This window comes from Arthrobacter sp. TMP15 (assembly GCF_039529835.1).
Classification (GTDB): Bacteria; Actinomycetota; Actinomycetes; order Actinomycetales; family Micrococcaceae; genus Specibacter.
In genome coordinates this window covers 2,982,600-2,998,258 of the sequence record NZ_CP154262.1, presented here as the reverse complement: position 1 = coordinate 2,998,258, position 15,659 = coordinate 2,982,600, and the positions used below count along the sequence as shown (strand labels likewise).

14 protein-coding genes and 1 pseudogene are annotated in these 15,659 nt (G+C 57.0%); 7 read left to right on the top strand and 8 right to left on the bottom strand.

Annotated elements, in window-relative coordinates; genetic code table 11:
- Positions 1–60: 60 nt before the first annotated feature.
- On the bottom strand, positions 61–1,101 hold the full coding sequence (locus AAFM46_RS13445; protein ID WP_343318331.1) for an NAD(P)-dependent alcohol dehydrogenase: 1,041 nt from the start codon (positions 1,099–1,101) through the stop codon (positions 61–63).
- Positions 1,102–1,271: 170 nt separating this feature from the next.
- Between AAFM46_RS13445 and AAFM46_RS13440 the strand changes: the two genes are divergently transcribed.
- Together AAFM46_RS13440 and AAFM46_RS13435 are read left to right on the top strand one after the other, a co-directional pair.
- The gene (locus tag AAFM46_RS13440; protein ID WP_343318329.1) at positions 1,272–2,138 is read left to right on the top strand and encodes a helix-turn-helix transcriptional regulator; all 867 of its coding nucleotides are present in this window, start codon (positions 1,272–1,274) and stop codon (positions 2,136–2,138) included.
- 59 nt (positions 2,139–2,197) lie between these two features.
- Positions 2,198–3,829 (top strand): DHA2 family efflux MFS transporter permease subunit, encoded by a 1,632-nt coding sequence (locus AAFM46_RS13435; RefSeq protein ID WP_343318327.1) that lies wholly within the window; start codon positions 2,198–2,200, stop codon positions 3,827–3,829.
- A 97-nt stretch (positions 3,830–3,926) separates the two neighbouring features.
- Here AAFM46_RS13435 and AAFM46_RS13430 read toward each other — a convergent pair whose 3' ends face one another.
- From AAFM46_RS13430 to AAFM46_RS13405, 6 genes are all read right to left on the bottom strand, one after another.
- A complete protein-coding gene (locus tag AAFM46_RS13430; protein ID WP_283532244.1) occupies positions 3,927–4,829 on the bottom strand; it encodes an FHA domain-containing protein in 903 nt (300 codons plus the stop codon).
- Between the two features lie 10 nt (positions 4,830–4,839).
- Entirely contained in the window at positions 4,840–5,094 is a 255-nt protein-coding gene (locus tag AAFM46_RS13425; protein ID WP_283532245.1) for a hypothetical protein, read from the bottom strand.
- Between the two features lie 193 nt (positions 5,095–5,287).
- Entirely contained in the window at positions 5,288–5,449 is a 162-nt protein-coding gene (locus AAFM46_RS13420) for a hypothetical protein (RefSeq protein ID WP_343318324.1), read from the bottom strand.
- A 957-nt stretch (positions 5,450–6,406) separates the two neighbouring features.
- Positions 6,407–7,186 carry a 3-hydroxybutyrate dehydrogenase gene (locus tag AAFM46_RS13415; protein ID WP_343318323.1) on the bottom strand — a complete coding sequence of 260 codons (780 nt, stop codon included), beginning with the start codon at positions 7,184–7,186 and terminating at the stop codon, positions 6,407–6,409.
- Positions 7,187–7,421: 235 nt separating this feature from the next.
- Positions 7,422–7,544, bottom strand: a complete 123-nt coding sequence (locus AAFM46_RS13410) for a hypothetical protein (RefSeq protein WP_283532247.1) — start codon at positions 7,542–7,544, stop codon at positions 7,422–7,424.
- A 214-nt stretch (positions 7,545–7,758) separates the two neighbouring features.
- Positions 7,759–7,923: a hypothetical protein gene (locus AAFM46_RS13405; protein WP_283532248.1), complete on the bottom strand. Its 165-nt coding sequence runs from the start codon at positions 7,921–7,923 to the stop codon at positions 7,759–7,761.
- 332 nt (positions 7,924–8,255) lie between these two features.
- Here AAFM46_RS13405 and AAFM46_RS13400 point away from each other — a divergent pair, with 332 nt between their 5' ends.
- Together AAFM46_RS13400 and AAFM46_RS13395 are read left to right on the top strand one after the other, a co-directional pair.
- The gene (locus AAFM46_RS13400) at positions 8,256–8,435 is read left to right on the top strand and encodes a hypothetical protein (protein ID WP_283532249.1); all 180 of its coding nucleotides are present in this window, start codon (positions 8,256–8,258) and stop codon (positions 8,433–8,435) included.
- A gap of 282 nt (positions 8,436–8,717) precedes the next feature.
- A pseudogene (locus AAFM46_RS13395) lies at positions 8,718–8,990 on the top strand (C-terminal helicase domain-containing protein); the annotation flags it as partial.
- Here the strand turns inward: AAFM46_RS13395 and AAFM46_RS13390 are convergent.
- Positions 8,987–9,973: a diaminopimelate dehydrogenase gene (locus AAFM46_RS13390; RefSeq protein ID WP_343318319.1), complete on the bottom strand. Its 987-nt coding sequence runs from the start codon at positions 9,971–9,973 to the stop codon at positions 8,987–8,989. The pseudogene AAFM46_RS13395 and the gene AAFM46_RS13390 overlap by 4 nt on opposite strands.
- Positions 9,974–10,229: 256 nt before the next feature.
- Here AAFM46_RS13390 and AAFM46_RS13385 point away from each other — a divergent pair, with 256 nt between their 5' ends.
- The 3 genes from AAFM46_RS13385 to AAFM46_RS13375 all read left to right on the top strand — a co-directional run bounded on the left by AAFM46_RS13385 (position 10,230) and on the right by AAFM46_RS13375 (position 15,440).
- Positions 10,230–11,816 (top strand): ABC-F family ATP-binding cassette domain-containing protein, encoded by a 1,587-nt coding sequence (locus tag AAFM46_RS13385; protein WP_343318317.1) that lies wholly within the window; start codon positions 10,230–10,232, stop codon positions 11,814–11,816.
- A gap of 200 nt (positions 11,817–12,016) precedes the next feature.
- Positions 12,017–14,320, top strand: a complete 2,304-nt coding sequence (locus AAFM46_RS13380) for a DUF222 domain-containing protein (protein WP_343318316.1) — start codon at positions 12,017–12,019, stop codon at positions 14,318–14,320.
- A 229-nt stretch (positions 14,321–14,549) separates the two neighbouring features.
- The gene (locus AAFM46_RS13375; protein ID WP_343318315.1) at positions 14,550–15,440 is read left to right on the top strand and encodes an IS256 family transposase; all 891 of its coding nucleotides are present in this window, start codon (positions 14,550–14,552) and stop codon (positions 15,438–15,440) included.
- Positions 15,441–15,659: the final 219 nt, after the last annotated feature.

The window sequence follows — 15,659 nt, the reverse complement described above, 5'->3', positions numbered from 1 at the left end:
CACTTTGTACCGTTGCCGACGCGCCCGCTTGAACTTCCGGGTGCAGCGCTTCAGCGTTGCTTAGATAGTTGCGGCGTCGATGACGAATCGGTAGCGAACATCTGAGCGAAGAATCCGCTCGTAGGCTTCGTTGATCTCGGAGGCGTCGATTAGTTCAATCTCAGGAGCGATGTTGTGTGCGGCGCAGAAATCCAACATTTCCTGCGTCTCGGCCACGCTACCAATCCCTGACGCGGCGAAGGAGCGGCGGTTACCCATAAGGGAGAAGACAGAGATCGGCAGCGGCTCTGCCGGTGCGCCAACGTTCACCATAGTGCCGTCAAGGCGGAGCAGGGACACATAAGCACCCAGGTCTACCGGAGCGCTGACGGTATTGATGATGAGGTCAAAGGTGCTCTTGAGTTCCGCAAAGGTGCCTTTTTCGCTGGTTGCGTAGTAGTGGTCAGCACCGAAGCGGAGTCCATCTTCTCGCTTGCTCAGCGACTGGGACAGCACGGTGACTTCAGCGCCCATGGCGTGGGCGATCTTGACGGCCATATGCCCAAGCCCGCCCATGCCAACCACAGCAACCTTCTTGCCCGGGCCAGCATTCCAGTGGGCCAATGGTGAGTAGGTAGTGATGCCGGCGCAGAGCAAGGGAGCTGCTGCTTGGTAAGGGATGCTCTCCGGGACGCTGAGCACGAAGTCCTCGTTGACCACAATATTGGTGGCATAGCCGCCCTGTGTGATGGTGCCATCGCGATCAGTGGCGGCATAGGTGCCTGTGTTGCCCTTGAGGCAGTAGTTCTCCATGCCCGCCAAGCAGTTGACGCATTCGCGGCAGGAGTTGACCATGCAGCCCACGCCCACCCGATCTCCCATCGCGTGGCGGCTGACATCTGAGCCTATAGCGGAGACGGTGCCAACAATTTCATGGCCCACTACCTGCGGGTAAGCGATGGGACCCCAGTCGCCTCGTACTGTGTGGATGTCGGAGTGGCAGACTCCTGCGTAGGCAATGTCGATCAGGACATCGTGCGGTCCCACGTCACGGCGTTCAATGCTCGTGGCAACAAGCTGTTCGGTGGGGGAGGTAGCAGCGTAAGCGCGTGCGGTAGTCATAACATCTCCGAAGTGTTGTGTATTAGTGGCGCCCCAAGGCGCGTTGTGTTCTCGACGCTACCGTGGCGGGGCGGTAATTTGAGCGGTTTTTTGGCTGCGGGGGAGTTCGCCTTGATGGGGGCATTGGCAATGACTGCCTCTTGAGCGGTACTGGCCGTAGAGTCATATCCATGGATAACAAAACAGAGCTGCGCGAGTTTTTGACCTCTCGCCGCGCGAAGATCCAACCAGAGGATTACGGGCTGCCTGCAGGTGGTAAGCGCCGTGTAACTGGGCTGCGCCGAGAAGAACTCGCTGCTCTGGCGGGAGTTAGCCTCAGTTGGTACACCCGGTTGGAACGCGGAAATGCCGTTGGGGCCTCAGACGCTGTCCTAGATGCGATTGCGCGCACCCTGCGCTTGGACGAGATGGAACGTCGGCACCTTTTTCTCCTCACCCGTGGGGTCCACAGCGGAGCACCAAAACCAGTACGACGGCGCTCGCCGGCACTTGCTGTCCGCGCCACCCTCCAACTGGTCATGGACCAGATGACGCAAATGCCCGCCGTCGTCCAGAATGGCAGAGGAGACATTGTTGCCATGAACGCGCTGGGCAGGGCGCTGTATACCGGGCTCATCGCGGGTTCCAAGGGCACGCTAAATCACGCTCGCTACATCCACCTTGACCCGGAATCGCAACGGTTTTATGTGGACTGGGACCAGATGGCCAGCTACAGCGTTGCCATGCTGCATGTTGCGGCCGGGCGCAATCCGCACGATAAGGACCTGACCGGGCTGATCGGTGAGCTGGCTACTGCCTCGGAGGACTTCCGCCTCCGTTGGGCTGCCCATGATCTTCACGAGCACCAGTCCGGGGTGAAGAAGATTCATCACGAGATTGTCGGGGACATGGATCTTATCTACGAGACACTCTCCCTGCCGGGAGAAGGGGCACTTTCCATGTTCGTTTACACGGCAGAGCCGGGCAGCTCCTCGGCCCACGCGCTTCGTCGCCTCGAGGCTTGGCGGGAGACTACGCCGGCATTGTTGATTCCATGAGTTAGTAATATGATTATCTAAGTAATTTCGGTGATCAGAATAAGGAATCGGTGACTTAGATGCGCCATAGTGCTAAAAGAAAATGGCTTGGTCTGATCTTCATCAGTCTCGCCGTCTCCTTGATCATTGTTGATTCCACCATTGTCAACGTTGCCATTCCCTCGATCGTGGAGGATCTTGGCGCCTCCTCCACTCAGGTTCAATGGATTCAAGAGTCGTACACCCTCGTTTTCGCCGCACTCTTGTTGGTTTTTGGTGTTCTTGCGGACCGGTTCGGCCGCCGGCGGCTGCTTCTGCTCGGAGTGAGCATCTTTGCGGTGGCATCAGTCCTGGCTGCTACCAGTCAAAGCGCCGATTTACTCATTGGGTCCAGGATTTTGCAGGGCATAGGTGGGGCTATGGTTCTTCCCACCACACTCTCAATCATCAACTCCACGTTTCGTGGCAAGGAACGAGCGTTGGCTTTTGCGGTCTGGGGATCCACGATAGGTGGCATGTCAGCCGTTGGACCGCTCTTAGGAGGCTGGCTGACCACGTCATATTCATGGCGATGGGCATTTGGTATCAATATTCCCCTGGGCATCATCATTGTTGTAGGCACTCTGCTGGCCGTCGATGAGTCACGGGACACGGATTCTGCCAAGCGCCTCGACTTCAGCGGTGCAGTGCTCTCAATGTTGGCCAGCGCAACCCTAGTATTCGGACTCATTGAGGGTCGCAACTATGGTTGGTGGTTGGTGAACAAGCCTTTCAAGCTGGGTGCATGGGATTGGCCATTTCGGCTCTCTGCCGTGCCTGTGGCCTTCACCGTTAGCATCCTCTCGGTTGCTCTTTTTATCACTTTGGGTCGCGCCCGTGCACGGCGCGGGGCAAGCACCATGCTGGACTTCAGCCTGTTTTCCATCCCTTCGTTTCGCAATGGCAACATTGCGGCCATGATTGTGAGCTTGGGCGAGTTTGGAATCATCTTGTCACTGCCCATTTGGTTACAGAACGTGTTGGGCTACTCGGCACTACAGACCGGGCTGCTCTTACTACCTCTGGCCGCAGGATCGTTTGCTGCCAGCGGATTTGCGGGCGCCTTTGGGAACAAGATCCAGGCAGTGACAATTGTCCGGGTGGGTATTGCTATGGAGATTCTCGGGGTGGCATTCCTTGGCCTGGTGATCAGCTCCACCACTCCGTGGGGAGCCCTTGTGCCATTCCTTTTCGTCTACGGACTTGGCGTTGGGCTGGCAACGGCACAATTGACTGGCGTGGTGCTCAAAGACGTCCCGCAGCTCAAAAGCGGCCAAGCCTCTGGAACCCAAAGCACCGCCAGACAAGTTGGTTCTGCACTCGGCATAGCTATCCTGGGAACTGTTTTATTCTCAACGTCCACGCTCCAGCTGTCACATGCGCTGGATGAGCAAAATATTCCTGAAGCTGCCAAGTCAAAGATCGTCACCGCAGTCGTGGAAAGTTCCGGCGCCGCTATTACAGGCTTTGCTAAAGATCCTGCCACCCAAGGCGTTGCGGACGCGGCACGGACAGCCTTTTCCAATGGAACAAAATACTCCGCATACTTCGCCGCAGGGTTTCTTACCTTGGGCCTTTTTGCCACGCTGTCACTGGGGAAGGGTGAAGGGGGCTCCGATCCCGCTCGGGGGCTGGATGAGGACACCGTTGAGGATAAGTTGGCAACAAGCTAAAAAGTTGGCAGCTGCGCAGATGGGGGATCTGCACAGCTGCCAAGTCTTATGGTTGGTTACGGGTAGCCGTTGTTTCTGTGGCCGTTATTGACTGCCGTTACGAAGGGTCTGGATATTCTTGGCGGCGCGGATCACCTAGCCCGGAAACGGCGTCGTACTCAATTTGTCCTGTTCGGGGATCAAATTGTGGGCGCTGCATTCTGGAGAACTCGCCTCCGGTCCGCCCGCCGAAAGGGCGCCCATGATCCGCATATTCTTCACGGAAGAACACCATCCGCCACGGTCCCAAGAGTAATCTCGCCCCTGTTCGCAGAATCCGCCCACCCGGATTGATGGACGTGTCATGTTCATCGAAGTAGACGTATTCGTCCTGGTCCGTATGATCTACGCGGCCGTGCTTCTGGGCCAGCTCCGGCAGTATGAAATTAGCATCGGCACCGCTGCCAATAACAGTTGAATCCTCAGTGAGGTTGTACTCCTTCGGTGGACGCCCATCCCAGGTTTCACTATCCCGAACGAAAATAAGCCTGGGCCGTCCGCCGCCGCGTGCATAGTGCGTGGTGGTGGCTTTCATGCGGTACGACTTCTGAAAAGTAGGCACCAAGGGGAAGGGGGTTGACGGGGGCATCAGGCGCCCTTTCAGTCCGCCGGTAGTTTGCGCTTTGACAACAGTTGCCCACGTGTTCGACTTGCCCGGTTTGATGTGGGCTGAGGTGGTCAGAAGGCGCTGTAGGGGTGAGACATCCACAGCACCCACGCTGACAATGGTTCCCTCGGGAACCGAAACGTTCACAACAATGCCGCGTTTGGCCAAGGACTGCGCCAACTCTTTAATGACGGCCAAATTCCTCCGGGAACCGAGCCGGAACAGGGAAGTGTTGTCAGTGTGAATGTTAATTTCCTGTCCCGCAGCCTTGATAGTGCCGTTGACTGCGGCGGCTTCCTTGCCGGCTTCAGCGGGAAGTTCTGCGGAAAATTCAAGGTCAATGTCGAAGCGCATGGCACATCACCTAGGACTTAGGGCCTGCAACGGGGGCGCTTTCATTGTCGCTGGTTGTCACTCGCAGCGTCCCATTGAACTTCCACGTGGCTCGTGGGGCGTCGGGACCGATATCGCGTGGCACCTCAACGCTCATATCCACGAAAGTGTAGTTGACCACGGCACCTCGACCGGTTAGGTACGACCAGAGTTGTTGGCCTAGGTCGGACCAGTCGCTGACCGGGACGGAACGGAAATCATCGGCTAATGCTTGGTTGTCAGTCATGGCAGTTCCTCCAAGTAGCAATGCTGCCCGAGCGGAACGCTCAGCAGGGGTGCCGGGGATGAGTTCGCGGGCATTGTTGCCTGTGAACTAGATCTTGCACTTGCTGTAACCATAGTGCTTGGGAATGCAGAATAATAGACCTAGTTAAAAAATCTAACTACTTCTTAGTGGAAGTTAATTTTGTTTGGGCAGGCTAGTTGGCGCTTGATTCCAGCAGATCTTCAGAAACGCTGAAATGGGCGCCCGTGGCAGCGCGAATGCTCTCAATATTGACCCCCGGCGCAGTTTCAACAAGGGCAAGTCCATTGTCAGTTATATCCAGAACGGCTTGGCCGGTGACGATCCTGTCCACCACGGATCGTGCCGAATCTTATGACAGAGTCTAGGAAGGTATCGCCAGGGGGTATCGTGATTGTTTCTTTCCCTGCGTTGATGAGATCAAGGTCGACGTCGGACTCAACTTGATAGGGGACCCACTCCCATGCGAGAAAGTACGTATGCCTAAGCGCGGCAGTCAAGAGCTCCAATCGAGCCCGTCATCTACACGATAATTAGTGGAGACCACACAGGGCCCGGTTGTGCGCTGGGGCCGCCCCGCATTGATCAGCTGCATAGGGTTCTCAGACAGCCACAACCCGCCAACGGCCAAAGGGGCGCCCGTCTGGGGCATTGGCCACTGAGGTGATTCTTCTCTTGTACGTTATATTCATGCTCGAGGCGTTTTTCGGAGACGTACTGGCATCCGGCGTGGTGGCAAGTCCGCGTGGACTGCGAACCGGAAGCTGCTGGCAATAGGGCAGTAATCGATCCGGCCACCCCGGTGGCGGCGGCTCCGGCTCCGGCAGAGTCCATCACGATCGTGCAAGGGTCAGCCTCAGGAACCTGAAAGACCGTGAACCGAGCTACTGTTTCTGCGCAGCGACCAACATAGTCATCTTGGTAGAGTCCGGCACCTCTTCGAATGAGCCGTTCGGGCCTACAGGAACAAAGCTGCGCAAAAAAAGCTCCGCAAATGCTGCAGCATGTATCATGCCACGGGGCAAGTGGCCGTGGCATGAGCCAATGCCCCTAGCTGGCGGAGGGTCCCAAGGGTGGGCCTGCCCTTGCGAATCGTGCGCCATGTAAATATCACTACAGGGGGGTCAATGCCAGGTGAGGGCAGAATGGAGACGTGAATAGTCAAGGTAATTCGGTTGAGAAAGAGACCGGCTTAGGACGGCGGTGGATCAGCACCAACGCGACGAGACGGCACTCGAGCGTGTCTCACTACCTGTGATTGATTTAACTGCACCGCTCCAGAGCATCGGTTGGGTCATCGCGCACTCCAGCCGCCGTCCATTGTGTATGAGGCGCCCGTAACCATGCCGGCCTCTGCTGTTGCCAACCAGGTGGCCAATGAAGCCACCTCGTTTGGTTCAACGAGCCGTTTGATGGCACTTTCTGTGAGCATGATTTTGGCAATGACCTCGGACTCGGGGATGCCATGCACTTTCGCCTGCTCGGTGATCTGTTTCTCCACAAGCGGTGTGCGGACGTAGCCGGGATTGATGCAGTTGCTGGTGACCCCGTGTGCTCCGCCTTCCAATGCTGTGACCTTTGAGAGGCCCTCCATGCCGTGTTTTGCTGCCACATACGCACTTTTGAAGGCGCTGGCACGTAGTCCGTGCACTGAGGAGACGTTGAGTATGCGTCCAAACCCGCGTGCGTACATGCCTGGCAGTGCGGCGCGGATTAGGAGAAAGGGGGCTTCAAGCATGATTTTGTGAATCAGTCGCCACGTGTCAGGTACGAACTCTTCGATCGGTGCGATGCTCTGGATGCCGGCGTTGTTCACCAAAATATCGGTGGTCAATACCAACGTTTCAAGTGCTTTCGTGTCGCTTAAATCAACGGCCCACACATCGCCGCCAATTTGGTCTGCAAGTTCAGTGGCTGCCGCTTTGTTCACATCTGCGACAGTAACTACGGCGCCCTCGGCGGCAAAGGCCCGTGCGCAAGCCTCGCCGATGCCGCTGGCCCCTCCAGTTACCAGGGCAGTTCGCCCCAAAAGGCGCCCCTCGTGAGGTGCTTGCTTGTACTCATTTTGGTTCATGGTTGGTTCTCCTGTCATTAATTGCTGCCGGTGGTGCAGGCTCGGGTACCAGTGCGGGTCCAAGCTAATCCATTATTCACTTGAAAACTTACTCAGGTATAGCTAGTCGTCAGTCGCCTGTGGTTTCCATATCGCCTTCCTGCCGGAGTGCCCACTGTATGCCGAGGTTCTCACCGATACTTATCAGCGCTCAGACCCCCACCGCAGGGGCTAGGAGTTCCACTTTTCTGGTCAGCTAACCGGCGTCGAGACCGTCAACGCTACCTCCATCGATCCGGGTGTAATGCAAGCGCAGTGTCCCAACGAAGGTGAACTCGGTTTGCTGGCTTAACTTGTACAACGCGGGGTGTTCGTCCATGAATCGGAGGGAAAGCCCGGAAAGTTGCACGGTCGGCAGCCGCAAATAATATGGTGGACTTTTTGCCATGGAAGGTGCCCGCACTGCACTCATGAGTGAATGCAATCTGGTGCGAACTAACTGTGGTCATGATGTACGACGACGGCGGAAGCAGGCTTTGAAGTGGTCCCGACGAAGACTTGTTGCCATGGTTGGTCAGCTCCTTTGGCAAGCGTCACGGACTTGTTGGGTCATCGCGGTTGTTGTGGTCCCCGGTGTTCAAGGTGGTGTCTGTCAACCCTGTGGTTGCACCCACCTCGGTGATATCCAACAGGGCGGCCGAGCCCAGCTGCTCTGCGCCAGCCCTGAACACCAGGGCAATTACCGACCAGCTGCGCAAAAAGTAGAACCCATGTGGTCTCAGCGGTGAGCGGGGCCGACGTCGTCAGTACCTCCTGCATTTTTTCCGCCCAGAAAATGAAGCCTATGAAAGCCGGAAATGTGCGGGATTGATCCTGGACGAGGCCGACTTTTTGAAGAAGCATCTCACTGATTCCAGCCAGCTTTTGAGGTCATTCCCTGCCCCATTCAAGTTGGTCAGCACTGGCACACGCATGCAAAGCAACCCGATGGAGCTGTGGTGGCTTTTTGCCACTACCGCCACGGAACCGCTCCCGCTGTCGACGTAGTTCATAGGGCTATTACTGCCAGCCTGGTGAGAAGGAAGGGGATGTGGACAAGCAAAAACAATTGTGCCGGCGGATCCGGGCGCTGGCAACGAGACGTATCAAGGACACAGTAGCTAAGGAACTGCCGCCCAAGCAGGAGCAAATCCTGGAACTCGCTCCGCGACACCGCACCGTATATCATCGTCATCGGCAGCGTGAACGCCAAAATTGGTTGGCTTGGTAGACGACATGGAAAAGAAGCAATTTGCCATTTTTCACTCCCTCACTACGCTGCTGATGTTAAGCTTGGACGCCTCCTTAGTTGACCCGAAGTACGCCATTGCTGCGTCCAGCAAGCTCGAGATCTTATGTGAACAGCTTGAAGATATGGTGGCGAGGGACGCCGGGCACTATTTTTGGCCAGTTCACAATCTTTCTGGGCAAAACCTGGGAACGTCTGATCGCAGCTGTCATTGCGTACGCCTATTTGGCCGGCTAAACCAGCAAGCATGGCGAGGCCAACGAGAAGTTCAAGCCAGGAACCGCACCGATGTTTCTGAACAGTTTAAAATCGGTTGGCTTTGGCCTAAACCTCGCAGAAACCGACTACTGCTTTCTGCTGGATCCTTGGTGGGATCCTGCCGCGGAAAATCAGGCCGCAGACCGCACCCACCGGATGGAACAGACTAAAAATGTCGTGGTCTACCGGTTGGTGGCCAAGGACACGATCGAGGAGAAAGTCATGGCGCTGAAGAAAAGGAAGGCAAAACTATTCACCTCCGCCATGGATTTCCCCTAGAGCTGTTGGGCGCGCAGTTGCTCCGCGGATTTAGGTGAGAGTAGTCCGGGGGCCACGTCGAAAACGGTTTTAGCACCAAACTGACCGGACTGATTCATGCGGTGCACGGCGCGAGCATAGGCAACCAACACGCTGGAGGTGAACTCCGGGTTGCTTTCTAACGCCAGCGAGTACTCGATCACCTGGGAGTGCCCGGCGGTAGTGTTTCCGCTACGAATAACGAACCCTCCATGGGGCATGGCTGCATGATCGCGTGCCAATTCTTCGGCGGAAATGAAGTTCACTGTGGTGTCATACTGGTCAAAATAGTGTTCCATCCCCACAATCTCGGCACGGACGGCGTCTTCGGATGCTCCCTCTGCCAACACTACAAAACATTCGCGGGTGTGCTTCTGACGCGTTGTGAGCTCCGGCCGCGAGCCGCTGCGTACTTCCTCAATAGCCGCTTCCGATGGCAGGGTGTACTGCACTCCGCCAGCCACCCCCGAAACGCGACGGATAGCGTCCGAGTGCCCCTGGCTCAGCCCGCGGCCCCAGAAAGTGTAAGTTTCGCCGTCGGGCAACAAGGCCTCACCGTACACACGGTTAATGGAAAACATGCCCGGATCCCAGCCCGCAGAGATCAAGGCAGTCTTGGAGTTGGCCAGCGCTGGGGTATCCACGGAAGCGAAGTACTCTGGGATTCGCGCGTGCGTATCAAAACTGTCCACAGTATTAAACAACGCAGCCAATACCGGGCCCTGCTCGGGTAGGTCTGACTTGGATCCTCCGCACAGGATCAGCACGTCGATGTCATTTGCGTGACTGGCCAAATCATCCATGGAGTACACGGCTGCCCCAGCATTCAGCGGTAACAGATCGGCCGGATTGCGGCGGGTGTAGATACCAGCCAGGTTCATATCCGTGTTTTTGGCGATCGCAGCCTCAACGCCACGACCCAAGTTTCCGTAACCAGCAATTCCAATACGAATTGGCGCGCTCATCTAATCTCCATTCATCGATTGGGCTGCCCTCTTTGGCGGCCGCGTCATTAGAAATAACCGTACAGGCTGCAGCGTAGCCAGGCCTAGGCGGACTGCTCTCCTATGAACGTTCGCGTCGCCTACGTGCGTGGCCCGCCTTGTCTCCCCCGGCGTCGTTCTCCATGCGGAGATCGCGTCACGGTTCAGCGGTAAAATGATGGTGGGTGTTTTCCCGGCCCCGCCATCTACCTACATCTGCAATAAAAGGAACACACCCATGAGCTTGATCCGTTTGAACGATGTTAGCGTCCGCTTTGACAAGGTTCAGGTGCTTCGCGAGACGTTTTTCAAGTTGGAAGCAGGGGATCGGGTGGGTTTGATCGGGCGTAATGGCTCGGGAAAGTCCACGCTGCTCAAGCTCGTCATGGATCAGGTGGAGCCGGACACCGGCACAGTCAGCATTGAGCTGGGTACAAAGATCGGTTACTTTTCCCAGTTTTCCGAGCTCAATGGAAAGTCAACCATTCTAGAGGTGCTAGAAGACGTGTTTGCGCACGTCCTTGAAATTGAGGCTGAGCTTGCGGAGATCGATGCTGCGCTTGCGCTCAATCAGGCCGAGGTGGAAATGGACCGGCTGATCCACCGGCAGTCCGAGCTTTTTGCTGATATGGACCGGCTAGATGGCTGGGATTATCAGCGTTCCATCGACAAGGTGCTGACTACACTTGGCTTCAATGAAGCGCACCGGGTGTGCCCCATTGACGATCTTTCGGGCGGTTGGCGCAACCGTGCGGCCTTGGCCAAGATTCTGTTGGAGGCCCCCGAGGTACTACTGCTCGACGAGCCCACAAACTACCTAGATGTGGCGGGAGTTGAATGGCTGGAAGCCTGGTTTAAGAACTTCAAGGGTGCGGCGATCATCGTCTCCCATGATAGGAAATTCCTTGACTCAGTGGTCACCCGCATCATCGAACTGGAGAATTACCACTTGCATGAGTACCCCGGCAATTTTGCCCAGTACGTGGTAGCCAAGCAATTCCGGCTTAAGAGCCTTGAGAGCCAGTTTATGCATGAATCCGAGCTGCTCGCCTTCGAAGCCGAGGGGATTTCTGATCGGCGTGAGGCCGCTAAGGGTGCCACAAAGGGGCTCGATTCCAAGCTTTCAAAGATCAAGAAATCGCGTGCGCCGCGGCCAGTGGATAAGATCATTACCGAAATTTACGGTGGTCTGCACGTCAAGGATGTGCTGTGCCGGGTGGAGTCACTGACGAAGTCTTACGGGGAGCGCACCCTGTTTAGCGACCTTAGTTTTGAGATTCGCAGGGGAAACAGGATCGTGGTGCTGGGCTCCAACGGTTCGGGCAAGTCAACGCTGTTGCGGGCTTTGACGGGGGAGGAGCCTGCCGATTCCGGTTACGTCACTTGGGCGAAGGGCGGCGGGCTGGTCTCCTACAACCAGGTTCTTGACGAGCTTGACCCGGAGGACACCGTTACCCATGCGGTCAACGCCATGCCCGACAGCCTTGCCCTGACCGCTACTAAAAAATCCGTCAACAGGTTTCTGGCCATGTTCCAGTTCTCCGAGGCTGATTTGAAGCAGCGCATCGGGAATCTCTCAGGTGGCCAGCGTGCCCGCGTCGCCATGGCCCAATGTCTGCTTTCTGGCGCGTCCGTACTGGTCCTTGATGAGCCCACCAACCACCTGGACATGTCCAGCACTCAGGTCATGGAGCGAGCGTTGCTGCATTTTCCCGGGGCGGTTTTGGTTGTGAGCCACGACAGGTTCTTCACTGACAAGATCGCCAATCGCCGCCTAGTGTTCAACGCGGAGGCGCCGGGTGGGATTGCAGTTCATGGGGCCTAGCGTCGGATCTGCTGGAGGAGTTGGTGCTGTTGGTTGGCGGACGACGGCGGTTCTTGCGTTGTGGGGGTGGGTGCGGGTCGGGTTTCGGCTCGGGTTTCGGCTTGTGTAGCTGAGGCGTGGTGGGGTCTGAGTAGATATTGCTTAGAATGTTTCTTCTAGGAACTATAGCGTTTCGGTCACGACGGGCGTAGACTTGTGGTATGAGTATTCCGGTGATGGCCCCCGGGGAACGGGGCGAGGAAGCCACACAGGATGTGGCCGCACTCCTTGGTGCGATAGCCGCTCTTCCCTCTATTGAACCCTTCGGCACTGACAATCCATCCTTGGCAGGATTACCGCCACTGATTGACTTCCCCCCGCCACAACCGGAGCCGCCCTCTCAGTTAGGTGTGGTGCGTGGTGTTCATGATGGTGCTATCGCCGCTCTGGCGGTAGTGAAGCGTTTAGAAGACGCTACCGCGGCGTGTAAAGCGGCCCTGTTGGGACGATTAATGGGTGCGGTAGAAGTAGAACGAGTTTTAGTTGATCTAGACCGGAACCAATCATCGCTAGCGCAAAGTAGTGCCGTGTTGGAAGCAGCTTTGGTCTTAGGGATCCCTGAACGAACAGCTGCCGCACTCACGCATCACTGCGTGGAGGTTCTAAAACACCCAGTCACGTTCAAGGCTTTACAAGCAGGGGTTTTATCCTGGCGGCACGCATGCACGATCGCTGATGAGATCACCACTGTCAAAGAGAGCAGTAGCATCAGTGCCCCTGAAGTCGCCGCTTTCCAGACCCGATTGCTGGTGCTAGCACCCGGGGCTACCGCATCAATGTTTGCCTCCAAAGCCCGCCGAGCCCGTGAGTCAACATTCCCAGATACCCTCACCACCGCCACCAAGGAAGCCTTCACACGGCGTAAAATGTTCTGCGAAGAAGGCCGCGACGGGATGTCCTGGCTAAGCCTGCATCTACCCACCCTGGCCGCAGCAGGAATCATGACGCACTGCACCCGCACAGCACGAGCCATCAAAAACCACACCAACACCCACCCCACACCACACCCTAACCCCGGCCCCGACCCCAGTTTTGGGAATGGGGCCGACCCCAGCTCCGGTCATGGTTCCGGTTCTGGGAATGGGGTTGGGGGAGATCGTGGGGAATACAGAACTCTGGATCAACTTCGTGTTGACGTTGCTGCACTACTACTGATGGGCCAAGAACTACCCGCCAATAACTACACCAAGACCGGCAGTAACAACACCAGCAAGACCAGCACCAGCAGCAACGTTCCTGACTGGGGTCACCGCGGTGGCAGTGCTGGTGCTTCCGGGCACTGTACTAGCGAGAGTAGTTCCGGGGGATCTAGCTCGGGCTTTGGGGTGAGGTTGGTTGATCCGGAGCCTATCTGGACACACACAGATCCTGACCCCAACACCCACGTAACCACAGACCCTGACCCCAAAGACCGTGATGCCACAGGTGGTGACGTGCGTGAATCCTGCCCTGGACGTGAGGCTGACTCCCTGCATAATCCAGGTAACCCGATTCAGGGGTACCTCCCTGTTCAAGAGCGCCCCGCGGCTGAGAAGGGGGCTGGGAAGGGATTAGGTGGTGAGGGCAGTGCGGTGGATGATGCGCACCCTACCCTTGCCCAGGACGTCGCTGGCGATACTGGAGTAGATGCTGGCGATAGCGGAGCAGATACTGGAGTAGATGTTGGGGTGGATGTTCTGGTGGTGGGGGAGTTAGTGGGGGATGGTTCAGGTTTCGTCAATGGGGTCATTGACGGGATCGTGGAAGATCAGCAACAAGAATACTTAGACCAGCTTCACGCACTGGCTCAGGGGAAAGTCATTACGGATCCGCCGCTACCAAAGGCATTGATTCTCCTGAAGGTTCCTTTCCTAGGCTTGTTAGGGATAACTGATGAGCCCGCGGAGCTTGTGGGTATCGGCACCGGTCCGATACCAGAAGAAATCGCAAGGAAACTCATGGCAGCCTCACACACGTTCCTGCGCGTGCTCACCGATCCGATCAGTGGGGAAGCATTAGCGTTGAACCCGGACCGGTACACACTTAGTAACGCTGAAAAAGCTGTGCTGCAAGCCCTGACTGGGGGTTGTTACATCCCTAATTGTCCTTATCCAGTAATGGACACTGAGCTGGATCACCTGAACGCGTGGGAACACGGGGGGACCACGGCCATGACTAATCTTCGTCCTGCCTGCGCACGTCACCACCGCCTCAAGCACTTCAAGGACGATAAAGACCGCCACGGTAACTACCGCCGCTATCAAGAACCACACCGGCAAAACATTCGTCTTCGTGGCTGGACCCCTCAACCCACCCCCGACGGACGCATCGGCTGGATCACCCCATCAGGGAACTACCAAAAACCCCAACATCAAGAACCCCAACGCACCCAATACCCCACCTGGCTCAAAAAACACATCAACCACACCCTCAACCCACCAAAAGAAAACACCACCAAACACCACAAAAAACGCCACAATCCATAGTTGCCCCAGTTACAGCAGGGTTACGCCCCGTGGAGTGGTGTATTTTCCCGTTGCTAAGCATCGAATTTCTGATGTGAAGAGCCATCGTGCGATGGTCAGTGAGTATTGATCAAAGAACTCACAAAGGACACAAACACACGATGGCTCTAGACCAGTCTGCCTTGTTCAACCTGCTTGGCCAACCTAAAACTTCCCGATGTCTCCGAACAGATCCGTACCGCGACCGAAAATGCTGTATCAGCAGCTCATCGAGGCTGAGGCGACAGCGTTCATCGGTGCTGCCCCGTTCGAACGCCCGGAGGCCCTCACCACCCAGCGCAACGAGTCCCGGCCCAGGACGTTGACAACCGGCGCCGGGGACTTGAACCTGAAGATCCCCAAGCTGCGCAACGGCTCGTTCCTTCCTGCATTGCTGGAGCGCCGGCGCCGCGTGGATCAGGCATTTCGTCGTGGTGATGGAGGCCTACCTGCACAAGGTCTCCACGTGCAGGTCTATGATCTGGTCAAGGCGCTCGGGGCTGATCCACGGATTTCCAAGTCCGAGGTGTCCCGGATCTGTGCGGACTTTGACCATGAGGACGGTGCTTTCAGGGACCGGGATCTCCCCGCCATGGATTACCCGTACGTGTTCCTTGATGCCACCTACTGCAAGGCCACGGTTGGGCACCGGGTCGTGCCCCAAGCGGTCGTGGTCGCTTTCGGCGTCGCGGCTGACGGGGGTAGGGAAGTGCTCAGCTTCGATGTCGGCGACTCCGAGAACGATGGGTTCTGGACCCCGTACCTGCTGTCGTTCAAGGCTCGCGGGCTGGACGGGGTGAAGCTGGCGATCTCTGACGCCCATAGCGGCGTGAAGAAGGCCGTCGGCGCGGTGTTCCAAGGTGCGGGCTGGCAGCGGTGCCGGGTGCATTTCATGCGAAACGTGCTCTCGATCGTGCCCAAGGAATCCCAGGACATGGTCGGCTCGATTATCCGCACCGCCTTCGCCCAGCCCGATGCCGGGCACGTGAACACCCAGTTCGACGAGGTCACCAGGATGCTGGCCAAGTCCCTCCCAGAAGTCGCAGGGGTATTCCCCAACCCGGCAGCCCTGCTCCGACTCGCCGGGGCCGTACTGGCCTAGCAGTATGACGAATGGGAAGCACGGGACCGCCGCTACCTCTTGCGAATGCCTCCAGAGCAGGTCCCGCAAGACGGCCGCTCCAAAAAGAGTCTCCAGAAAGCCTCCTGAAGAACGGCCGCACCAGAAAAGACCCCTGACGATGGGCGGCACCAGAAAGCGTCTTGCAGAACCTCTGCTGAAGAACTTGCGCCCCACGGGGAACCTGATGGCTTTAGGGGC